Genomic DNA, 21,024 nt, shown 5'->3' with positions numbered 1-21,024 from the left:
TCGGCACCAGCCGCGCGACGGCGTCGGGCATGGGGAGTATTGGTCGGGCCAACATATCGGGTGTTGGTGTGACCCACAACTGTTACGCTTGACACGTGCCCACGCCTCGCCACGACACCGGCGCCGATCTCACCCGGCTCCAAGGACGCGCGACCTGGCTGGTCAGTCGAGCGCACACACGCTCCTCACGGCTGCTCAGCGCCGGTTTCGAGGCCCATGGCGGCGGACTGCGCAGTTACCACTACCGGCTCCTCGCCGCGCTGGAGGAGTGGGGACCCGCGAGTCAGGCCGAGCTCGGCCGGAAGACCGCGATCGATCGCAGCGATGTGACCGCTGCCCTGGCCGAACTCGAGTCACGCGACCTGGTCGAGCGCTCCGTCGATCCCGAGCACAAGCGCCGGAACATCGTCACGATCACAGCGAAGGGCGCCGAACGGCTTCTCGAGCTCGACGAAGTCATCGACGGCGTTCAGGACGAGTTCCTGGCGCCTCTGACGGCCGCCCAGCGGCGTCAGCTCATCAGCCTGGTGTCGCGACTCGCCGACGCATGACGCTGATCCGACCAAGGGCGTAGCTCGTTGTCAGTGATCGTGGGCGTGGTGTCAATGCCGGGGCGGCGTCACGCGCCCACGGTGCCGTCGACCGCCTCCCGGATGAGGTCGGCGTGGCCGTTGTGCCGCGCGTACTCGTGGATCAGGTGCAGCATGACGAAGCGGAGCGAGACGTCCTCGTCCCAGCGGGGCTGGCGGACGACCAGATCGAGCGACGGGGCCGCGCGTTCGACGCGGCGGGCGTGCTCCACCTCGGCCCGCCAGGCGGCGAAGGCCTCCTCGCGGGTGCAGCCGGACGGGTCGTAGGCGGTCTGGTAGTCGTCGGCGTGGGACCAGACGTTGGGCAGGTCGTGCTCGCCGTTCACGGTCTTGCGGAACCAGGTGCGCTCCACCTCGGCCATGTGGCGGACCAGCCCGAGCAGGGAGAGCGCCGAGGGTTCCGACGCCCGCTCGCGCAGGTCGTCGTCGTCCAGGCCGTCGCACTTCCAGGCGAGGGTGGCGCGGTGGAAGTCGAGGTGGGCGCGGAGCATCGTGCGCTCGTCGGCGAGCAGCGGCACGTCGGGGCGTTCGGTGGTCACCGGCCCCAGCTTAGAGAGACCGTATGGGGGATGGCCTCAGGGGTGAGTCGGGGGAATCCCCGATGGTCTCCACCCCCGCGTGCGCGCAGGATCGGGACATGACCACTCCCGTGCACCCCGGAACGCTGCGCGTCTCCCACGACGAACGCGAGCCGGTCGTCGAACGGCTCCAGCAGGCGTACGCCGAGGGGCGGCTCGACAAGGCCGAGCTCGACCTGCGGCTGCATCTCGCCATGACCGCCAAGACCCGCGACGACCTCGCCTCGGTGCTGTCGGACCTGGCGCCGCCGCCCGCGCCCGTACCCGCGCCGGTCGCGCTGCCGGATCCCACCGCAGAGCAGCGCCTGCTCGCCGCGCTCGCCCACGTGCTCGGCATCGTGACGCTGTTCGTCGGCCCGATGGTGATGATGTGCACGCGCGCCCGGCGCTCGCCGTACGTGCGTCACCACATCGCCGCGTCGCTGAACTTCCAGCTCACGCTGCTGGCGGTCACGGTGGTGACGCTCGGCGTCGGCGCGGTCGCCTACGCCGTCGCCTGGGCGGTCGCGCTGGTCGCCGCGTTCCTGGCGCTGGCCGGCACGCCGTTCCGCTACCCGTTCACGCTCCGCATCGCGCGCTGACCGGGCGGCGCCGGATGGTCGGGTTCGAGCGCGGGCAGCCCGTCGATGCTCTCGGCGTTGCGCAGCACGCGGGCCGGCCACTGCTCGGCCGGGCGGCGCCGGTGCTGGTCGTCGAGGAGGGAACGCTCGCCGACGACCTCCATGAACGGCACGGAGTACCCGCAGGAGTCGGCCACGCGCTCGACGTCGACCACCACGATCGCCCGGGTGCCCGCGTGACCGTCGCCGAAGCGGCCGGCGAGCGCGTCCCACTCGTCGTCGTCCGGCCGGACGACGCGCCCCGTGCCGTACAGCCGCAGGATCTTCGGCTGCCGCGCGAACGAGCAGAACATCACGGTGATGCGCCCGTTGTCGCGCAGGTGGGCGATGGTCTCCGCGCCGCTGCCGTACAGGTCGAGGTAGGCCACCGTCCGCTCGTCGAGCACCGAGAAGGTGTCCTGGTAGCCCTTTGGGGAGACGTTGACGTGGCCGCCCTCGTGCGGCGCGGTCGCCACGAAGAACATCGGCTGGGCCTCGATGAACTCTCGTAGTCGTTGGTCGATGGCCTCGAAGAGCTTTGCCACTGCCACACCCCCATGCGCGACGACAACTCGGACATTACACGCGGCCGGTCTTCGACGGGAGCGCGCGGGATGAGACGATCTCTGGGTGACTGGTCACCGTGCGGCAACCGAAAAACTCCTGGAGTCCTACCGCTCGATCCCTGAGGGAACGCCGGTACGCCTGGCGAAGCGGACCTCCAACCTGTTCCGCTTCCGCGACGAGACGGGCGCGCCCGGCCTCGACGTCGGCGGGTTCAACCGGGTACTCAGCGTCGACCCGGAGCGCCGCACCGCCGACGTCCAGGGCATGACGACGTACGAGGACCTGGTCGACGCGACGCTGCCACACGGGCTGATGCCGCTCGTCGTTCCGCAGCTGAAGACCATCACGCTGGGCGGCGCGGTCACCGGCCTCGGCATCGAGTCCTCCTCCTACCACCACGGCCTGCCGCACGAGTCGGTCCTGGAGATGGAGGTCATCACCGGCGCGGGCGAGATCGTCACCGCGACGCGCGAGAACGAGCACCGCGACCTGTTCTACGGCTTCCCCAACTCCTACGGCACGCTCGGCTACACGCTGCGCCTCACGATCCGGCTCCAGCCGGTGAAGCCGTTCGTCGAGCTGTGGCACGTGCGCTTCGACTCGGCGCGGGAGCTGACGGACGCCATCGACAAGCTGGCGCCGGACTACGACTTCGTCGACGGCGTCGTCTTCGGCGGCGACGAGCTCTACCTGACGCTCGGCCGGTTCGCCGACACCGCACGCCACGTGTCCGACTACACCGGGCAGAAGATCTACTACCGGTCGATCCAGGACCGGAGCATCAGGCCCCACTGGCTGAACGCCTCCACCGCGCCCACCGACGTGCTCACCACCCACGGCTACCTGTGGCGCTGGGACACCGACTGGTTCTGGTGCTCGCGGGCGCTGGGCGTGCAGAACCCGCTGGTGCGCCGCGTCTGGCCCGACGCCAAGAAGCGCTCGGACGTCTACCGCCGCCTCGTCGCCCTCGACAAGCGCACGCAGACGTCGGCCCGCGTGGACCGCTGGCTCGGCCGGCCTCCGCGCGAGGACGTCATCCAGGACGTCGAGGTCCCGGCGGAGCGCCTCCCGGAGTTCCTGGACTTCTTCGGCCGCGAGGTCCGCATGAGCCCGGTGTGGCTCTGCCCGCTGCGCGCACAGGAGAGCTGGCCGCTGTATCCGCTCGAACCTGGACGGACGTACGTCAACGCCGGCTTCTGGGGCACGGTGCCGATCCCGCCCGGACGCCTGCCCGAGCACCACAACCGCCTGATCGAGCGCGAGGTCGCCCGCCTCGAGGGGCACAAGTCGCTGTACTCCACCGCGTACTACACGCGCGATGACTTCTGGCGCCACTACGACGGGGATACCTACAAGCGGCTGAAGGAGACGTACGACCCTGGCGGGCGGTTGCTGGATCTCTACGACAAAACGGTACGAGGTAGGTGAACATGAGGCTCGCGGAGGTATTCGAGCGCGTCGTGGGCCGCGACGCGCAGGTGAGGTTCCTGGCCTATGACGACAGCGCGGCCGGACCGGCCGACGCTGACGTGACGGTGACCGTCAAGTCGCCGTACGCGATCTCATATCTGACCCACGCCCCCGGCGCGATCGGGCTGGCCCGCGCGTACGTCTCCGGTCATCTGGACGTCACCGGCGACATGTACACGGCGCTGTTCCGGATGCAGTCGGCGATGGGCGAACTGTCCTGGGCGGACAAGCGCACACTGCTGCGCAACATCATCGGCGACCCGCTGCTGCGCGCGGCCGCCCTGAAGCGCCTGGAACCGCCGCCGCAGGAGGTGCGCGTCGAGCGGCTGCCGTTCCTCACGGGGCTGCGCCACTCCAAGCGCCGCGACGCGAAGGCCATCTCCCACCACTACGACGTGTCCAACACCTTCTACGAATGGGTGCTCGGACCGTCGATGGCCTACACCTGCGCGTGCTTCCCTGCCGAGGACGCGACGCTGGAGCAGGCGCAGTTCCACAAGTTCGACCTGGTCGCGCGCAAGCTGGACCTCAAGAAGGGCATGCGGCTGCTCGACGTCGGCTGCGGCTGGGGCGGCATGGTCATGCACGCCGCGCGTGAGTACGGCGTCAAGGGGCTCGGCGTCACGCTGTCCAAGCAGCAGGCCGAGTGGGCGCAGAAGGCGATCGCCGAGGCCGGGCTGTCCGAGCTGGCCGAGGTCCGCCACCTGGACTACCGCGACGTGACCGAGACCGGCTTCGACGCGGTCAGCTCGATCGGCCTCACCGAGCACATCGGCAAGGACAACCTGGAGTCCTACTTCTCCTTCCTGTACGGCAAGCTCGAGCCCGGCGGCCGGCTGCTGAACCACTGCATCACCCGGCCCGACGACACCGGCCCGGCGATGAAGAAGGACGGCTTCATCAACCGGTACGTCTTCCCCGACGGCGAGCTGGAGGGACCGGGCCACCTGGTCTCGCGGATGCACGACGCCGGGTTCGAGGTACGCCATGAGGAGAACCTCCGCGAGCACTACGCCAAGACCCTCACCGGCTGGTGCCGCAACCTCGACGACCACTGGGACGAGGCGGTCGCCGAGGTGGGCGAGGGCACGGCACGCGTCTGGCGGCTCTACATGGCCGGCTCGCGGCTCGGGTTCGAGCTGAACTGGATCCAGCTGCACCAGGTGCTGGGCGTGAAGCTGCACGAGGACGGGCGTTCGGGCATGCCGCTGCGCCCGTCGTTCGAGCCGCCCTTCCCGCGCTGACCCCGTCACCGGCCGCCGGTGCCAGCGCACCGGCGGCCGTGGACAGCGCTGTACGGCGCGCCTAACGTCGCGGCCATGACGGTGATCCAGACGGTCGAGGCGAACGGCCTGACGTTCGGGTACCTCGAGGCCGGCCGCGGCCCGCTCGCCCTGTGCCTGCACGGCTTCCCCGACTCCGCCCACACGTGGCGCCATCTGCTGCCCGCGCTGGCGGACGCCGGCTACCACGCGGTGGCGCCGTTCCAGCGCGGCTACGCTCCGACGGGCGTTCCGGCGGACGGCGCGTACCAGACGGGCGCGCTCGCCGCCGACGCGAACGCCCTGCACGAGGCGTTCGGCGGCGGTGCGGACGCCGTGCTCATCGGCCACGACTGGGGCGCGGCGGCGACGTACGCCGCGACCGCGCACGCGCCCTCGCGCTGGCGCCGCGCCGTCGCCATGGCCGTGCCGCCGATCTCCGCCCTCGCCTCGGGTTTCTTCGACTACGACCAGCTCCGGCGCTCGTTCTACATGTTCCTGGTGCAGACACCGCTCGGCGCGCCCGCCGTCGCGGCGAACGACATGGCCTTCCTCGACCGGCTCTGGGCGGACTGGTCGCCCGGCTACGACGCCGCCGAGGACCTGACGCACGTCAAGGCGTGCCTGCGCGAACCCGCCAACCTCGACGCGGCGATGGGCTACTACGCGGCGATGTTCGACCCGTCCCGGCACGTGGCCGCCTACGCCGCCGAGCAGGAGTACGCCGGCGCCCGCGGCGACCGGCCGATTCTGTACCTGCACGGCCGCGACGACGGCTGCCTCGCCGCCTCCCTGGCCGGTAACGTCGCGGCGCACCTGCCACCGGGCTCGCGTGCGGAGATCCTGCCCGGGGCAGGACACTTCGTGCACCTGGAGCGGCCCGACGCCGTCAACACGCTCGTCGTTGAGTGGCTGGCCGCATGATCCACGGATGTTCGTGAGGCTCTTGTCCTGACTCGTTCCGGCTTGGCAGGATGAGACCCGAACGTGATTCTAGTTGGGGGAGTTGACCAGGCCGTGACCACAGGCACGCTCGAACCGTCGGAGATCGACCTCACCGACTGGGCCTTCTGGGCCCGCCCGCTGAGCGAGCGGCACGAGGCCTTCCGCGCGCTGCGGCAGCTGCCGCGCCCGGCGTTCTTCCGCGAGCCGGAGCAGTCGATCATGCCGACGGGCCCGGGCTACTACGCGCTGGTGAGGCACGCCGACATCGTGGAGGCCTCCCGCCGCCCGCAGGACTTCTGCTCGGGCAACGGCGCCATCAACATCACGGACATGCCGCCGGATCTCAACGAGTACTTCGGCTCCATGATCAACATGGACGACCCGCGGCACGCCAAGATCCGCCGCATCGTCTCCCGCGCCTTCTCGCCCCGCATGATCCAGCGCTTCGAGGACCAGGTGCAGGCGGTCGCGGACCAGATCATCGAGGAGATCACCGCGAAGGGCTCCGGCGACTTCGTCGCCGACGTGGCCGCGCGGCTCCCGCTCAAGATCATCTGCGACATGATGGGGATCCCCGAGAGCGGTTACAAGACCGTCTTCGACAACTCCAACATCATCCTCGGCGGCGGCGACGCGGAGTTCCTCCCCGAGAACGACGAGGAGTACGCCCTCAAGCTGCTCCAGGCCGGCCAGACGCTGAAGGACCTGGTCGAGGAGCTCGGCCGGCACCGGCGCGAGAACCCCTCCGACGACCTCGTGTCCGCGCTCGTCACCGCCAACATCGACGGCGAGTCACTGACCGACCAGGAGCTCGGCTCCTTCTTCATCCTGCTCGTCGTGGCGGGCAACGAGACGACCCGCAACGCGATCGCGCACGGGCTCAAGCTGTTCACCGTCCACCCCGACCAGCGGGAGCTGCTGCTGGCCGACTTCGAGGCCCGCCTGCCCGGCGCGGTCGAGGAGATCGTCCGCTACGCCTCGCCGGTGATCTGGATGCGCCGTACGGCGACGCGTGACACCGAGCTGAACGGGCAGGAGTTCAAGGCGGGCGACAAGCTCCTGCTCTACTACTGGTCCGGCAACCGCGACGAGTCGGTGTTCGCCGATCCGGACAAGTTCGACATCACCCGCGACCCGAACCCGCACATCGGCTTCGGCGGCCCCGGCCCGCACTTCTGCCTGGGCGCCCACCTGGCCCGGCGCGAGATCGGCGTGATGTTCCGCGAGCTGTTCCGCCACGTGCCGGGCATCCGCTCGACCGCGCCGCCGGACCGCCTGCTGTCGAGCTTCATCAACGGCATCAAGCGCCTGCCGTACGAGCTGTAGAGCCTCAGCGCACCACGTGGAGCGAACGGACCACATGGTTGATGTCGGGCAGGAGGTTCGGCTGGTTGCTCGGGATCGTGATCTCCACGATCGCGGGCATCCGGCGGCCGGTGTCGACGGCGACGATGACCTCCGTCTGGCCCTTCTGCACCCGGTCGCTCGCCGTGTGGGTCATCCGGAACGCGGTGACCCAGGCGTTGCGGTGGTCGACCGTCATCGCGGCGCCGGCCAGGTCCTTCCGCTGACCGTTGTCGCTGTACAGCTCGTCGACGAACTCCTTGCCGGTGAGCTCGGCGGCGGCGCGCAGCCGCTGCGAACCGGCGACGGCGAGCTTCGGGTCGAGCGGGCCGACGTAGACGGCGGCGTACCAGAAGTGCTTGTAGTCCTTGCGCCTGCTGTTCACCTCCTCGCCGGAGGTGTGGTTCACGCTCAGCCGGGAGGTGAGCCGCGCCCAGGGCGGCCCCAGCAGGGCGTAGGAGATCCCGCTCTGCCGGTCGGTGATCGTCCCGGCCGTGCGTGATCCGGCGCCGGGGAAGGTCGGCAGCGGGCCGGCCGGCGTGCCGGTGGGCCGCCACGTCAACGCGGGCACGCCCGTGGGGTTGGCGGTGACCAGCGGATAGGCCCCGGGGAAGGCGTCCGGGCCGCTGTCGGTGTGGCGATTGAGCAGAAACACGATCGCCGCCGCCACCACTAGGACGAAAGCGGCAGCGGCGGCAATCAGCGTCTTCACGGGTCGTAAGCGTACGGAATTAACGAAGCTCTCGCTTGAGGATCTTCCCGGTCGCGGTCATCGGCAGCTCGTCGCGGAACTCCACGACGCGGGGGTACTTGTAGTTCGCGAGGTTCTCCTTCGCCCACGCGACCAGCGCGTCCTCGCTGACCGTGGCGCCGTGCACCGGGATGACGTACGCCTTGACCTCCTCGCCGTGGGTGTCGTGCGGAACGCCGACGACGGCGGCGAGCGAGACGTCGGGATGCGTCATCAGCACCTCCTCGACCTCCCGCGGATACACGTTGAACCCGCCCCGGATGATCATGTCCTTGGAGCGGTCGATGATGTAGTAGAAGCCGTCCTCGTCGCGCCGGGCGATGTCGCCGGTGCGGAACCAGCCGTCGCGCAGCACCTCGGCGGTGGCCTCCGGACGCCGGAGGTATCCCTTCATGACGCAGTGCCCGCGGACCGCGATCTCACCCGGCCCGTCGCCCACGTCCTTCCACTCGTCGTCGACGAGCTTCATCTCCACGCCCCAGATCGGCCGCCCGATCGAGCCCGCGCGGGCCGGGCGGTCAGGTCGGTTGAAGCAGGCGACGGGTGAGGTCTCCGACAGGCCGTACCCCTCCAGGACGTTCACCCCGAAGCGCTCGGCGAATCCCTTCAGGACCTCCAGCGGCAGCGCGGCCCCGCCGCTCGACGCCGTCGAGAGGGACGCGGCGATCCGCTCGATCTCCTCCCGCGTGTGCCCGCCCTCGTGCGTGAGCAGGCCCCAGTACATCGTGGGCACCCCGGCGAAGAACGTGACCTTCTCCGCCAGCATGAGGTCGAGCGCGGCGCCCGCCTCGAAGCGCGCCATCAGCACGACCGTGGCGTGCCGCAGGAAGCCGGTGTTGAGCACCACCGACTGGCCGAACGCGTGGAACAGCGGGAGCGCGGCCAGGAAGACGTCGTCGCCGGCCGTCTCGAACATGCTGTCGCAGACCATGGCGTTGAGCAGCATGTTCTGGTGGGTGAGCTCGGCGCCCTTGGGCCGGCCGGTCGTGCCGCTCGTGTAGAGGATCACCGCCGTGTCGGTGGCGTCGGTCCGCGCGGTCTCGAACTCCTGCGGCTGCCCGGCGAGCGCCGTCCAGATCGACTCGCCGTACGGCACCTCGGTCGCCAGGGGAGTGGCGGGCAGCAGGAAGAAGTGCTCACAGTCCGGCACGTCGCCGAACGCGCCCCAGCCGGCCTCGCCCAGCGGCAGCTCCGGCGTGCCCGCGAAGCAGAACAGCGCCTTCGCCCCGGAGTCCTCCAGGTGGTAGGCGATCTCCCGCCGCTTCAGCAGGACGTTGAGCGGCACGACCACGGCGCCCGCCTTGAGGATCCCGAAGTAGACCATCGGGAAGTACGGCAGGTTGGGGCAGGCGAGCGCCACCTTGTCGCCCGGCCGGACGCCGCGGTCGCGCAGGAGGTTCGCGACCTGGTTCGCCACCTGGTTCACGAACGCGTACGACAGGCGCATGTCGCCGAAGACCAGTGCCTCGTGGTCGGGGTTGTCGCGTGCGGCGTCGTCCAGAACGACCGAGAGGTTGAGCATCGGCGTCTCCTGCTGCGATATCGATGGGAAGGTTCCCATTGATATCGCAGCGGAGCTGTCAGCTGAAGATGACGTCGGCGCAGGAGTAGAAGGCGTTTCCGGTGTCGGCGATGTCCCAGACGGCGAGGATCAGCTGCCGGCCGTGCCGGGCCGGCGGCGTGCCGGTGTGGGTGACCGGGTTCGGCGGCCGCTGACCGCCGTAGTTCACCTGCAGGAACGGCGTGGACTCCAGGGCGGCCCGGGTCAGCGGCTGGGTGGGGTCGTAGGTGGTCTTGGTGATGAAGTAGCGGAACGACGTGGTCGCGTGGATGGCGGTGAAGGTCCACGAGAAGTTGTACGAGGCGCCGCTCGTCATCGACGCGGCCGGCCAGGCGCCGCCGCGCGGGTCGTCGAGCTGGGCGAACTCCGTGTGATTCGCGCTGCAGATGTGACCGTCCGCCGGGCCGGCCTGCGGGAAGCCCTTGGGGCCCTCGACGCTCTGCGGCTCGTACTGGATCGCGCCGCAGTCGGTGACCTGGTGCTGGGCGCAGCGGTAGCTGCGGCTGGGCGGTGAGGTGGTGTAGCCGTGGGCGAACGCGGGGGTGGCGGTGAGCAGGGGGACCGCGACGGCCGCGGCGCCGGCGACGGCCAGGGCGAGCTTTCCGTGCATGTGACCTCCTCGGACGGGAGTCCTGGCGGGGACCCTGTCCGAGAATTTACTGGAAACCTTCCTAAAAGTAAGGTGGCCCGTGAGGGAGGGCGGCGTCACCTCCACGGCGTAAAGCCCGACGGTTCTTGCTTGCGTCTGCGCTAGTCTTGGGATATGTGCTCTCGGCTGCTCCTTAGCCGGCCGCGTTGACGTAACCGATCGGTCGACGCGGCAGCCCCTCCTTGCGCGAGGGGCCTTTCCATGCGGAGAGGCTTTCCAAGGGGCACATTTTCGATGAGCCGAAGCCGTGCGAATCTCAGACGAGGAACGATGACTGGCGCCGACGAGACCTTTGACCCACGGGCGATTCAGGAGAAATGGCAGGCCCGGTGGGAGGAGCTGAAGCCCTTCACCGCGAGCGAGGACCCGGGCGATGAGCGGCCTCGCAAGTACGCGCTGGACATGTTCCCCTACCCCTCCGGCGACCTCCACATGGGTCACGCCGAGGCGTACGCCATCGGCGACGTGAGCGCCCGCTACTGGAACCAGCACGGCTTCAACGTCCTGCACCCCATCGGCTGGGACTCCTTCGGCCTGCCCGCCGAGAACGCCGCGATCAAGCGCGACTCCCACCCGGCGGAATGGACCTACGCCAACATCGACACGCAGGCCGAGTCGTTCCACCGCTACGCGATCTCCTTCGACTGGTCGCGCCGGCTGCACACCTCCGACCCGGAGTACTACCGCTGGAACCAGTGGCTGTTCCTGCGCTTCTACGAGCGCGGCCTGGCCTATCGCCGGGGCGGCCGGGTCAACTGGTGTCCCAACGACCAGACCGTGCTGGCCAACGAGCAGGTCATCGCCGGCCACTGCGAGCGCTGCGGCGCCCTGGTGGAGAAGCGCCTGCTGACCCAGTGGTACTTCAAGATCACTGAGTACGCCGACCGGCTGCTGGCCGACATGGACGGCCTCGACTGGCCCGAGCGCGTGCTGACGATGCAGCGCAACTGGATCGGCCGGTCCGAGGGCGCCGACGTCGCGTTCCAGATCGAGGGCCGCGACGAGCCGGTCACCGTCTACACGACCCGGCCCGACACGCTGTTCGGCGCGACGTTCTTCGTGGTGGCCGCCGACGCGCCGCTGGCCGACGAGATCTGCTCGGCCGGGCAGCGGGCCGAGTTCGAGGCGTACCGCCAGGCGGTGGCGCGCGAGTCGGAGGTCGAGCGGCTGTCCGCCGACCGCGAGAAGACCGGCGTCTTCCTGGGGCGCTACGCGATCAACCCGGTCAACGGCGAGCGCATGCCCGTGTGGGCCTCGGACTACGTCCTGGCGGAGTACGGCCACGGCGCGATCATGGCGGTGCCCGCGCACGACCAGCGCGACCTGGACTTCGCGCTCAAGTTCGACCTGCCGGTGCGGGTCGTCGTGCACACCGGCGAGGCCGACCCGGCCGAGTCCGGCGTCGCGACCCCCGGCGAGGGCGAGCTGGTCAACTCCGGTCCGCTGGACGGCCTGACCAAGGGCGCCGCGATCCCGCGGATCACCGAGATCCTGGAGGAGCGCGGGCTGGGCAAGGCGGCCGTCAACTACCGCCTGCGCGACTGGCTGATCTCCCGGCAGCGCTTCTGGGGCACGCCGATCCCGATCATCCACTGCGAGGCCTGCGGCGAGGTCCCGGTCCCCGACGACCAGCTGCCGGTGCGCCTGCCGGACGACCTGCGCGGCGCCGACCTGGCGCCCCGGGGCGTGTCGCCGCTGGCGGCCGCCGCCGACTGGGTCAACGTCGCGTGCCCCAAGTGCGGCGGCGCGGCCAAGCGCGACACCGACACGATGGACACCTTCGTCGACTCCTCGTGGTACTTCGTGCGCTACTGCTCGCCGGGCTACACCGACGGCCCGTTCGACGTGGAGAAGGCGCGCCGGTGGATGCCGGTCGACCAGTACACCGGCGGTGTCGAGCACGCGATCCTGCACCTGCTGTACAGCCGGTTCTTCACCAAGGTGCTGTACGACATGGGCATGCTGGACTGCGTCGAGCCGTTCACCCGGCTGGTCAACCAGGGCCAGGTGATCCTCAACGGCTCCGCGATGTCCAAGACGACCGGCAACCTGGTCGACCTGGGCGAGCAGATCTCCGAGTACGGCGTCGACGCGGTACGCCTGACGATGATCTTCTCCGGGCCGCCGGAGGACGACATCGACTGGGCCGACGTGTCGCCGTCCGGCGCGGTGAAGTTCCTGGCTCGCGCGCACCGGGTCGCCGCCGACGTGACGTCGGCGCCGGGCACCGGGCCGGCCTCGGGCGACGTCGAGCTGCGCAAGGTGACCCACCGGACGATCGACGAGGTCACCCGGCTGGTCGAGGCGCACCGCTACAACGTCGCGGTGGCTCGCATGATGGAGCTGACCTCCGCCTCCCGGCGGGTGATCGACTCCGGGGCGGGCCCGGCCGATCCCGCCGTGCGCGAGGCGGCCGAGACGCTGGCGGTGATGCTGTCGCTGGTGGCGCCCTACACCGCGGAGGAGATGTGGGAGCGCCTGGGCCGGGACGGGTCCGTGGCCAAGGCCGGCTGGCCGGCCGCCGAGCCGGCGCTGCTGGTCCAGGAGTCGGTGACCTGCGTGGTCCAGGTGGCGGGCAAGGTCCGCGACCGGCTGGAGGTCTCCCCGGAGATCGGCGAGACGGAGCTGGAGCGGCTGGCGCTGGCCTCGGAGAAGATCCAGGCCGCCCTCGGCGACCGCGGCATCCGCAAGGTCGTCGTCCGCGCCCCCAAGATCGTCAACATCGTCCCGGCGTAACCCCGCCTCCCGGGCGGGACGAACACCCGCAAAGGCGACACGAAAAGCGGTGAGGGCACCCCACGAGGGGCGCCCTCACCGCGCACAGTCCAGAGACGCGTCGGTCACATCTTGCGCAGCACCGCGACGACCCGACCGAGGATCGTCGCGTCGTCGCCCGGGATCGGGTCGTACGCCGGGTTGTGCGGCATCAGCCAGACCTTGCCGTCGCGGCGCTTCAGCGTCTTGACGGTGGCCTCGCCGTCGATCATGGCGGCGACGATGTCGCCGTTCTCGGCCACCGGCTGCTGGCGGACGACCACCCAGTCGCCGTCGGCGATCGCGGCCTCGATCATCGAGTCACCGGTGACGTTGAGCAGGAAGTGCGTGCCCTCGCCCACGAGCTGCTTGGGCAGCGCGAAGACGTCCTCCACGGCCTCCTCGGCCAGGATCGGGCCACCGGCCGCGATACGGCCCACGAGAGGCACGTAGGCGGGCGCCGGGCGGGTCGCCGTCTCCTGCCCCGAGGTCGTCTCGTACGACTCCGGCTCGGTGGCCACGGCCGCCGAGCCGGGCATGCGGACCACGACGGCGCGCGGGCGGTTGGGGTCGCGCAGGAGGAAGCCCTTGCGCTGGAGCGCGCGCAGTTGGTGCGACACGCTGGAGGTGCTCGTCAGCCCGACCGACTCGCCGATCTCGCGCATCGACGGAGGGTAACCGCGGCGCTGGACGGAGTCGCGAATCACCTCCAGGACCTTGCGCTGGCGTGCCGTGAGCCCCGACTCGTCGCGGGGGCCGTCGGGCATTTCCCGAACCTTGCTCATATATGTCTCCGCTGGATGACTGCGCTCCGGTGACGCGCTGTCGCCGGTATTTCGTTCCTGTACACGGACGTTAGCGCCTTCCCGCTAAATGATCAAACACCTGTTCGAAGATGTCCTGGAAATTCGTCGGCTCTCGCGGTACAACTCGTACAGATGTTCGATCGAAATCTCTTTCGACTCGGCAGAGGGGAGATCGACATGAGCGAGCGAATCGATGGGCGCGTGAGCCTGGTCACTCCCGAGGGAGGGCTCATGGGCGAGCGTCGGGCTCATCCCGGCACACCTCTCCGGCTCACCCGGCGCGGCCGGGTCGTCGTGGTCTGCGCCGTGGCGCTGGCGCTCCTCGCCGGCTACTGGACGGGGGCGCGACACGGCGCCCGCGCCACGTCCGGCGGCGAGAGGGGGCCGGCGGTCGCGCGCGAGTCGGTGATCGTGGGGCCGCGCGACACGTTGTGGGGCATCGCCGTACGCGCCCGGCCGGAGGTCGACCCCCGCGTCACGGTCCAGCGCATGATCGACCTCAACGCCCTGTCCACCGCGGTCGTCAATCCGGGCCAGAAGATCTACATCCCCGCGCGCTGACGGGCTCGCCGCTCGCCGCGCCCTCGCGGGGCGGCGGCGCGACACGCCGACGCCGCCGTGACGGCGTCGGCGTCTTCGTGCTCATGTGGCGGACGAGGTTGCGGAGGCCCTCGTAGAGCCGTACGGTAGACCACTACATCTAGTACTTACATGGATGTAGTTCACCACAGGTTGTGGTCACGCAGTGAAGTCGCTGTAATCGAGGACGTAACGCCCGCCGGGGGGAGGGGATGGATCGTGCACTGCCCGTTCTGCCGTAACCCCGACAGCAGGGTGATCGACAGCCGCTCCACCGAAGACGGCGCGGCGATCCGGCGGCGCCGGTCGTGCCCCGAGTGCGGTCGCCGCTTCACGACCCAGGAGACCGTACTCCTGATGGTCGCCAAGCGCAGCGGCGTCACCGAGCCGTTCTCCCGCGACAAGATCATCGCTGGGGTGCGCCGGGCCTGTCAGGGGCGCCCGGTGACGGAGGACGCGCTGGCCAAGCTCGGGCAACGCGTCGAAGAGGCCATCCGGGCGACCGGAAACGCCGAGATGCGTTCGCATGACGTGGGGCTGGCCATCCTCGGGCCGCTGCGTGAGCTGGACGAGGTCGCGTACCTGCGATTCGCCTCCGTCTACCGGGGGTTCGAGTCGATCGACGACTTCGAGAAGGAAATCGAGACTCTTCGCGCGGCGGAACGCGGCCGGTAACACCGGCGCCCCATCGCGTGTTGTACGAGGTAATCCTTGAAATGGGCCGGTTCGGCCTGAGAAGGGGGAGGTCATGACGGAGACCGTGAGCGGCCAGACACGGCGCGGGAGGGGCGGCCGTAAGGGGTTGAAGATGCGCCGCATCTTCACCAAGCCCGGCATTCACCCGTACGACGAGGTCCGGTGGGAGCGCCGCGACGTCGTCATGACCAACTGGCGCGACGGCTCGGTCAACTTCGAGCAGCGCGGCGTGGAGTTCCCCGAGTCCTGGTCGGTCAACGCGGCCAACATCGTCACGTCGAAGTACTTCCGCGGCGCCGTCGGCACGCCGCAGCGTGAGTGGAGCCTGAAGCAGCTGGTCGACCGGGTCGTCGGGGTCTACACCGAGACCGGCCGCAAGCACGGCTACTTCGCGAGCGACGAAGACGCCGAGATCTTCGAGCACGAGCTGACGCACGCGCTGGTCCACCAGGTGTTCAGCTTCAACTCGCCGGTGTGGTTCAACGTGGGCACGCCGTCGCCGCAGCAGGTCAGCGCCTGTTTCATCCTGTCGGTGGACGACACGATGGAGTCGATCCTCGACTGGTACAAGGAAGAGGGTGTGATCTTCAAGGGCGGTTCGGGCTCGGGTGTCAACCTCTCCCGCATCCGGTCCAGCAAAGAACTGCTCTCCTCCGGCGGCACGGCCAGCGGCCCGGTCTCGTTCATGCGCGGCGCCGACGCGTCGGCGGGCACGATCAAGTCCGGTGGCGCCACCCGGCGGGCCGCCAAGATGGTCGTGCTCGACGTCGACCACCCCGACGTCGAGGAGTTCATCGAGACGAAGGCGCGGGAAGAGGACAAGATCCGCGCGCTCCGCGACGCCGGCTATGACATGGACCTCGGCGGCAAGGACATCGTCAGCGTTCAGTACCAGAACGCCAACAACTCCGTGCGCGTGAGCGACGAGTTCATGCGCGCCGTCGAGTCCCAGTCCTCCTTCGGGCTGCGCGGCCGCCTGACCGGCGAGGTGATCGACACCGTCGACGCGAAGGGCCTCTTCCGCAAGATCGCCAAGGCGGCCTGGGAGTGCGCCGACCCCGGCATCCAGTACGACGACACGATCAACGACTGGCACACGAACCCCGAGTCGGGCCGGATCACGGCGAGCAACCCGTGCTCGGAGTACATGAGCCTGGACAACTCCTCCTGCAACCTCGCCAGCCTCAACCTGCTCAAGTTCCTGCGCGACGACAACACCTTCGACGTCGACGCCTTCGTCAAGGTCGCCGAGCTGGTCATCACGGCGATGGACATCTCCATCACCTTCGCCGACTTCCCGACCGAGAAGATCGGTGAGACCACGCGGGCGTACCGCCAGCTCGGCATCGGCTACGCCAACCTCGGCGCGCTGCTGATGGCGACCGGCCACGCGTACGACTCCGAGGGCGGCCGCTCGCTCGCCGCGGCGATCACCTCGCTGATGACCGGCGTCGCCTACCGCCGCTCCGCCGAGATGGCCGGTGTCGTCGACCCGTACGACGGCTACGCGCGCAACGCCGAGGCCCACAAGCGGGTCATGCGCAAGCACGCCGCGGCCAACGACCAGATCCGCACCCTCGACGCGATCGACAAGGCCATCCACGCCGAGGCGACCCGGCAGTGGCAGGAGTGCCTCAAGGTCGGCGAGAGGAACGGCTACCGCAACGCTCAGGCCTCGCTGCTGGCGCCGACCGGCACGATCGGCCTGATGATGGACTGCGACACGACGGGCATCGAGCCCGACCTCGCGCTGGTGAAGTTCAAGAAGCTCGTCGGCGGCGGGTCGATGCAGATCGTGAACAACACCGTGCCGCGGGCGCTGAAGAAGCTCGGCTACCAGCCGGAGCAGATCGAGGCGATCGTGGAGTACATCGCCGAGCACGGTCACGTCGTCGACGCCCCGGGCCTGCGGCCGGAGCACTACGAGGTGTTCGACTGCGCGATGGGCGAGCGCGCGATCAGCCCGATGGGCCACGTCCGGATGATGGCCGCCACCCAGCCGTTCCTGTCCGGCGCCATCAGCAAGACGGTCAACGTCCCCGAGAGCGCGACGATCGAGGACATCGAGGAGGTCTACCTCCAGGGCTGGAAGCTCGGCCTCAAGGCGCTCGCGATCTACCGCGACAACTGCAAGGTCGGCCAGCCGCTGTCCGTGGCGAAGAAGAAGACCGAGGACAAGGCGGAGCCCGCCGCGGCCCCGGTCGAGGTCGGTCCGGTGCGCACGCGGCTGCCCAAGCGGCGCCCGGCCACGGTGACCCGCTTCTCCGTCGGCGGCGCCGAGGGCTACATGACCGCCTCGACGTACCCGGACAACGGCCTCGGCGAGGTGTTCCTCAAGCTCGGCAAGCAGGGCTCGACCCTGGCCGGCGTCATGGACGCCTTCTCCATGGCGATCTCCATCAGCCTCCAGTACGGCGTGCCGCTGGAGACCTGGGTGGACAAGTTCACCAACATGCGGTTCGAGCCGGCGGGCATGACCGACGACCCGGACATCCGCATGGCGAACTCCATGATGGACTACATCTTCCGCCGTCTCGCCCTCGACCACCTGCCGTACGAGACGCGGGCCGAGCTGGGCATCTTCTCGGCCGAGGAGCGCGCCGCCCAGGCGGCCGGCCAGGACCCGGCGAGCCTGCACACCGAGGATGACGTCGACCAGGAGACGCTGGCCCAGTCGGTCCCGGTCGAGCGCCCGAAGCAGGAGAACTCCGCCCCGGCCGTCGCCGAGGCCCACTCCTCGACGGAGCTGATCGAGAGCCACCAGGGCCGCACCGCCGACGCGCCGCTGTGCCTCACGTGCGGCACGAAGATGCGCCCTGCGGGCAGCTGCTACGTCTGCGAGGGCTGCGGCTCCACCAGCGGCTGCAGCTGACAACGGGCGCTGCTCAGCGCGAATGGCAGGTCAGGAGGGGGAGTCGATGTCCATCGGCTCCCCCTCCTGCGTGAGTGGTGGGTGTGCGGAGGTCGTGTCGCTGTGGCGGTTGACCCTGACGCAAGGTCAATCTCTCAGCATGGCGGCATGACCACGAACAACTTCACGATCCACCACGACGGCGTCACGATCCCGGTGTCTCGCGGCGGCAGGGGGCGACCGTTGGTCCTGTGCCCTGGGCTGAACTCGACACAGGCCGACCTGCACGAGCTGGCCGAGCTGCTGCGGCGCGACCACGACGTGGTGACCTTCGACCTGCGGGGCCATGGCCTCGCCTCGGCCGCCGACCGCTACTCCTTCGAGGCGTTCCTCAGCGATCTCGTCGCCGTGATGGCGGAGCTGGGGCGGCTCGACCTGGACACGGCGCCCGTGCTGGTGGGCTACTCGCTGGGCGCGGACCTGGCCGTGCACTATGCCGCCGAGCATCCTGACAGCGTCGCGGGGCTTGTTCTCATCGACGGGGCGAACCCGGTGCCCGAACCGTTCATCACCGAGGCCGTCCTGCCGGAGTTCCGCGCCATGTGGGAGGACATGGCGACGCAGCAGGAGGCCGAGCGGGGCACCGCGCGTCAGGTGTTGCTCACCGCCCAGGAGATTCTCGACCTGAATGTCGAGATCGATGCGGTTCGGTCAGGGATCCTCGACCGGTACCGGAAGATCGACCGGCCTATCAGCATGATCATGTCGATCTCGATGGCCGGCGACAGCGCCGAAGGGCATGCGCCACGGTTCAATCAGAACTGGCGTGCCGGCGTCGAGCGGCTTGTCCGCGAGCAGCCGCACATCGCCACGTTCTGGCTCGAGGCCGACCACGGGCTGGTCTTCACCCATGGCCCGGAAATCGCCCAGATCATCCGGAGTGCACAAGGCGCAGTCGGCCAGGCGGCTCCTTGAACGCACTCGTAGGAGACTGGTGCGATGCTGACCATCGGCGAGCTGGCGTCGTACGCCGGGGTGACGGTGCGCACGGTGCGGCACTACCACGCCAAGGGACTGCTGCCGGAGCCGGAGCGGGACCACTCCGGCTACCGCAGGTACGGTGCCGGCGCCGTGATCGAGCTGATCAAGATCCGGACCCTCGCCGAGGCCGGGATCCCGCTGGCGCGGGTGCGAGAACTGCTGCAGGCCGACGAGGAGGAGTTCGCCGCGGCGGTCGCGGACATCGACGAGCGGCTGCGGGCGGAGATCCGGCAACGGCAGCGTCACCGGAAACGGATCGCCCGGCTCGCCGCCGGGGACAGCCTGGCGCTGCCATCGGAGGTGGTCGGGTATCTCGACCGGCTGCGGGCGCTCGGGGTCGACGAGCGGATCGTCGAGGTCGAGCGCGACGGCTGGATCCTGCTGGCCGCGCACTCATCCGAGCGAGTCCCGGAGTGGATGGCGCGCAAGCGGGAGCAGATCGCCGACCCGCGGCTCATCGACTTCTTTCTCACCCTGAGCCAGGCTCTCGATCGGAACTCCGACGACCCACGGCTGGTGGAACTTGCCGATGAGCTGGCCGCTTATATCACGCGGATGGCCGACGAGATGGGCGAGGACTATGTCGACGACGTCGATATCGACCCACCGTTGGCCAACCTGATGGACGCACTGGTGTTCGACACCGTGCCACCGGCCCGTCGGCTGATCGGGCTGCTGAAGAGGCGAGGCTGGACCGGCTGGACCAAGCTCGAGCGCGTGGACCCACGGGGTGCGGCAGGAAGACACCGGTCCGAACAGCGCACGCTCGAATAAGTGATCTCCACCAGTGCGACGGGCGCTGTTCAGCGCGAATGGTGAGTCCTCCCTCTGGCGGGTGATCGTGCGACCGCGCGTTGTGGGGAGACGCCTGAGAGATGTTTCGTCCCTCGGCGGGATCCGCGTGCGGGTGGCCGGCGGAAGGATCGCCTACGTCGCGCATCGGTTGCGAAAGGTGGGGCCGAATGACGCAGGTGAAATCCGGCCTGGAGGGGCGGCCGTCCGCCGGCATCGTCGGCGCGCGGTGGAGCGCCGCACGCAGGCTGGCGGGCCGTTCGGCCGCGCTGACCATGTCGCTCTATCTGTTGGTCAAGGTCATCTGGATCGCGGCCGCGTTGGTCGGGCATGGACCGCCGGACGCCGGTACCGCCGGCTGGGTGGGGCTCAACGCCGTCACCGTGGGGATGTCCGCGGTCGGGGTCATGCTGGGACTGGCGTTGGCCCAGCGATGGGGGCGGCGGCTGCCCGCGCTTCCCGTGGTCCTCATTTCCTGGGTGGGCGCCGGCTTCCTGGTTCCGATGCTTCCCTACATGGTGATCAGTACGGTCCTGGACGCGGCCGGCGTCGACCGAGGCGGCGACCAGTCCGGTGGTTCCGGCTCGGTGCCAGGGTGGGAGATGGTCTTCATCGCCATCGGCTTCGCCGGGATGGCGGTAGGGCTGGCCGTGGCTCTTCCGATCTATCTGAGGCAGAGATGGCCGAATCATTTCCTGGGGCGCGTCGGACAACTCCGGTTGAGCGCATCACGATGGGCCTGGGCGGGGATGCTCGCGGCCGTGATGCTGGGCTTGCTCTGGTCGTATTGGGGGTTCGGCGGAACGATCGGCCTGGACCCCTCTCATCGCGACCAGTGGGACCTCAACGGGCGGCTGTTGAACGTGAACGCGGGACTATGGGCCCTGATCGGCGGCTCGAACATGCTGGTGTTCGCTCGTCGACGTCCGGCCGGCCTGCCGCTGTGGATTCCGATGACGTCGGTATTCGCGGCCTCAGGGTCGCTGTTCGCCTGGAGCTGCTGGAAGCTTCCGCTGGCCGTCATCCGACCCGGCGGCTACGTGACGGCCGAGTACCCCGTTGTCGCGGTGATCGAGCATGCGCTGAGCATCGGTGCCGGCTTGGCCCTTCTCATCGCCGCCATCAAGCTCCGGGGGCATACCGCATCCTCGGCATGAGCGCCCGCCTCAGGAGGGGAGCCGATATCCAT

General features: G+C 69.4%; 19 protein-coding genes. 13 read left to right on the top strand and 6 right to left on the bottom strand.

The window, feature by feature from the left end:
- Positions 1-95: 95 nt before the first annotated feature.
- Positions 96-551 carry a MarR family winged helix-turn-helix transcriptional regulator gene (locus ACQEV1_RS39750; RefSeq protein ID WP_433401605.1) on the top strand — a complete coding sequence of 152 codons (456 nt, stop codon included), beginning with the start codon at positions 96-98 and terminating at the stop codon, positions 549-551.
- Positions 552-619: 68 nt separating this feature from the next.
- Here the strand turns inward: ACQEV1_RS39750 and ACQEV1_RS39745 are convergent, their stop codons facing one another.
- Positions 620-1,129 carry a DinB family protein gene (locus ACQEV1_RS39745; RefSeq protein ID WP_285627940.1) on the bottom strand — a complete coding sequence of 170 codons (510 nt, stop codon included), beginning with the start codon at positions 1,127-1,129 and terminating at the stop codon, positions 620-622.
- A gap of 98 nt (positions 1,130-1,227) precedes the next feature.
- Between ACQEV1_RS39745 and ACQEV1_RS39740 the strand changes: the two genes are divergently transcribed.
- The gene (locus tag ACQEV1_RS39740) at positions 1,228-1,749 is read left to right on the top strand and encodes a DUF1707 domain-containing protein (protein WP_433401603.1); all 522 of its coding nucleotides are present in this window, start codon (positions 1,228-1,230) and stop codon (positions 1,747-1,749) included.
- Here the strand turns inward: ACQEV1_RS39740 and ACQEV1_RS39735 are convergent.
- Positions 1,719-2,312 carry a pyridoxamine 5'-phosphate oxidase family protein gene (locus tag ACQEV1_RS39735; RefSeq protein WP_433401601.1) on the bottom strand — a complete coding sequence of 198 codons (594 nt, stop codon included), beginning with the start codon at positions 2,310-2,312 and terminating at the stop codon, positions 1,719-1,721. The genes ACQEV1_RS39740 and ACQEV1_RS39735 overlap by 31 nt on opposite strands.
- Positions 2,313-2,397: 85 nt before the next feature.
- Here ACQEV1_RS39735 and ACQEV1_RS39730 point away from each other — a divergent pair, with 85 nt between their 5' ends.
- The 4 genes from ACQEV1_RS39730 (at position 2,398) to ACQEV1_RS39715 (ending at position 7,337) form a co-directional block, all read left to right on the top strand.
- Complete coding sequence (locus ACQEV1_RS39730) at positions 2,398-3,762, top strand: FAD-binding oxidoreductase (RefSeq protein ID WP_285627946.1); 1,365 nt, start codon at positions 2,398-2,400, stop codon at positions 3,760-3,762.
- A 2-nt stretch (positions 3,763-3,764) separates the two neighbouring features.
- Positions 3,765-5,048 carry a class I SAM-dependent methyltransferase gene (locus ACQEV1_RS39725; protein ID WP_285627949.1) on the top strand — a complete coding sequence of 428 codons (1,284 nt, stop codon included), beginning with the start codon at positions 3,765-3,767 and terminating at the stop codon, positions 5,046-5,048.
- A gap of 75 nt (positions 5,049-5,123) precedes the next feature.
- Entirely contained in the window at positions 5,124-5,990 is an 867-nt protein-coding gene (locus ACQEV1_RS39720) for an alpha/beta fold hydrolase (RefSeq protein WP_433401598.1), read from the top strand.
- 93 nt (positions 5,991-6,083) lie between these two features.
- A complete protein-coding gene (locus ACQEV1_RS39715) occupies positions 6,084-7,337 on the top strand; it encodes a cytochrome P450 (RefSeq protein WP_433401596.1) in 1,254 nt (417 codons plus the stop codon).
- A 4-nt stretch (positions 7,338-7,341) separates the two neighbouring features.
- Here the strand turns inward: ACQEV1_RS39715 and ACQEV1_RS39710 are convergent, their stop codons facing one another.
- Genes ACQEV1_RS39710 through ACQEV1_RS39700 form a run of 3 tightly spaced genes read right to left on the bottom strand, consistent with a single transcriptional unit; the run spans position 7,342 to position 10,277 of the window.
- Positions 7,342-8,067 carry a hypothetical protein gene (locus ACQEV1_RS39710; RefSeq protein ID WP_285627957.1) on the bottom strand — a complete coding sequence of 242 codons (726 nt, stop codon included), beginning with the start codon at positions 8,065-8,067 and terminating at the stop codon, positions 7,342-7,344.
- A 19-nt stretch (positions 8,068-8,086) separates the two neighbouring features.
- Positions 8,087-9,628, bottom strand: a complete 1,542-nt coding sequence (locus ACQEV1_RS39705) for a long-chain-fatty-acid--CoA ligase (protein WP_433401594.1) — start codon at positions 9,626-9,628, stop codon at positions 8,087-8,089.
- A 58-nt stretch (positions 9,629-9,686) separates the two neighbouring features.
- A complete protein-coding gene (locus ACQEV1_RS39700; protein ID WP_285627962.1) occupies positions 9,687-10,277 on the bottom strand; it encodes a lytic polysaccharide monooxygenase auxiliary activity family 9 protein in 591 nt (196 codons plus the stop codon).
- 309 nt (positions 10,278-10,586) lie between these two features.
- Here ACQEV1_RS39700 and leuS point away from each other — a divergent pair, with 309 nt between their 5' ends.
- Positions 10,587-13,052 carry a leucine--tRNA ligase gene (leuS, locus tag ACQEV1_RS39695; protein ID WP_433401591.1) on the top strand — a complete coding sequence of 822 codons (2,466 nt, stop codon included), beginning with the start codon at positions 10,587-10,589 and terminating at the stop codon, positions 13,050-13,052.
- Positions 13,053-13,156: 104 nt separating this feature from the next.
- Here the strand turns inward: leuS and lexA are convergent, their stop codons facing one another.
- Entirely contained in the window at positions 13,157-13,855 is a 699-nt protein-coding gene (lexA, locus tag ACQEV1_RS39690) for a transcriptional repressor LexA (protein ID WP_285580305.1), read from the bottom strand.
- Positions 13,856-14,053: 198 nt separating this feature from the next.
- Here lexA and ACQEV1_RS39685 point away from each other — a divergent pair, with 198 nt between their 5' ends.
- From ACQEV1_RS39685 to ACQEV1_RS39660, 6 genes are all read left to right on the top strand, one after another.
- A complete protein-coding gene (locus ACQEV1_RS39685; RefSeq protein WP_285627967.1) occupies positions 14,054-14,437 on the top strand; it encodes a LysM peptidoglycan-binding domain-containing protein in 384 nt (127 codons plus the stop codon).
- A 237-nt stretch (positions 14,438-14,674) separates the two neighbouring features.
- Positions 14,675-15,130, top strand: a complete 456-nt coding sequence (gene nrdR, locus ACQEV1_RS39680; protein WP_285627969.1) for a transcriptional regulator NrdR — start codon at positions 14,675-14,677, stop codon at positions 15,128-15,130.
- A gap of 73 nt (positions 15,131-15,203) precedes the next feature.
- Positions 15,204-18,023, top strand: coding sequence for a vitamin B12-dependent ribonucleotide reductase (locus ACQEV1_RS39675; RefSeq protein WP_285627972.1), 2,820 nt, complete (start codon positions 15,204-15,206; stop codon positions 18,021-18,023).
- A 147-nt stretch (positions 18,024-18,170) separates the two neighbouring features.
- Positions 18,171-18,977 carry an alpha/beta fold hydrolase gene (locus ACQEV1_RS39670; RefSeq protein WP_285627973.1) on the top strand — a complete coding sequence of 269 codons (807 nt, stop codon included), beginning with the start codon at positions 18,171-18,173 and terminating at the stop codon, positions 18,975-18,977.
- 24 nt (positions 18,978-19,001) lie between these two features.
- Complete coding sequence (locus ACQEV1_RS39665) at positions 19,002-19,817, top strand: MerR family transcriptional regulator (RefSeq protein ID WP_285627975.1); 816 nt, start codon at positions 19,002-19,004, stop codon at positions 19,815-19,817.
- A gap of 188 nt (positions 19,818-20,005) precedes the next feature.
- Positions 20,006-20,992 carry a hypothetical protein gene (locus ACQEV1_RS39660; RefSeq protein ID WP_433401587.1) on the top strand — a complete coding sequence of 329 codons (987 nt, stop codon included), beginning with the start codon at positions 20,006-20,008 and terminating at the stop codon, positions 20,990-20,992.
- The last annotated feature ends 32 nt before the right edge of the window (positions 20,993-21,024 follow it).

The sequence above is a fragment of the Actinoallomurus sp. CA-142502 genome (assembly GCF_050936355.1).
Classification (GTDB): Bacteria; Actinomycetota; Actinomycetes; order Streptosporangiales; family Streptosporangiaceae; genus Actinoallomurus; species Actinoallomurus iriomotensis.
Note: the sequence above shows the minus strand (reverse complement) of the source record. Positions and strands in the feature narration are given on the sequence as shown.

What these genes read in the sequence shown, in the direction of transcription:
- lexA (WP_285580305.1), bottom strand. Translation starts at nt 13,855, where the DNA reads ATGAGCAAGGTTCGGGAAATGCCCGACGGCCCCCGCGACGAGTCGGGG.
- ACQEV1_RS39725 (WP_285627949.1), top strand. Translation starts at nt 3,765, where the DNA reads ATGAGGCTCGCGGAGGTATTCGAGCGCGTCGTGGGCCGCGACGCGCAG.
- ACQEV1_RS39720 (WP_433401598.1), top strand. Translation starts at nt 5,124, where the DNA reads ATGACGGTGATCCAGACGGTCGAGGCGAACGGCCTGACGTTCGGGTAC.
- ACQEV1_RS39670 (WP_285627973.1), top strand. Translation starts at nt 18,171, where the DNA reads ATGACCACGAACAACTTCACGATCCACCACGACGGCGTCACGATCCCG.
- ACQEV1_RS39675 (WP_285627972.1), top strand. Translation starts at nt 15,204, where the DNA reads ATGACGGAGACCGTGAGCGGCCAGACACGGCGCGGGAGGGGCGGCCGT.
- ACQEV1_RS39685 (WP_285627967.1), top strand. Translation starts at nt 14,054, where the DNA reads ATGAGCGAGCGAATCGATGGGCGCGTGAGCCTGGTCACTCCCGAGGGA.
- ACQEV1_RS39700 (WP_285627962.1), bottom strand. Translation starts at nt 10,277, where the DNA reads ATGCACGGAAAGCTCGCCCTGGCCGTCGCCGGCGCCGCGGCCGTCGCG.
- ACQEV1_RS39660 (WP_433401587.1), top strand. Translation starts at nt 20,006, where the DNA reads ATGACGCAGGTGAAATCCGGCCTGGAGGGGCGGCCGTCCGCCGGCATC.
- ACQEV1_RS39665 (WP_285627975.1), top strand. Translation starts at nt 19,002, where the DNA reads ATGCTGACCATCGGCGAGCTGGCGTCGTACGCCGGGGTGACGGTGCGC.
- ACQEV1_RS39705 (WP_433401594.1), bottom strand. Translation starts at nt 9,628, where the DNA reads ATGCTCAACCTCTCGGTCGTTCTGGACGACGCCGCACGCGACAACCCC.
- leuS (WP_433401591.1), top strand. Translation starts at nt 10,587, where the DNA reads ATGACTGGCGCCGACGAGACCTTTGACCCACGGGCGATTCAGGAGAAA.
- ACQEV1_RS39740 (WP_433401603.1), top strand. Translation starts at nt 1,228, where the DNA reads ATGACCACTCCCGTGCACCCCGGAACGCTGCGCGTCTCCCACGACGAA.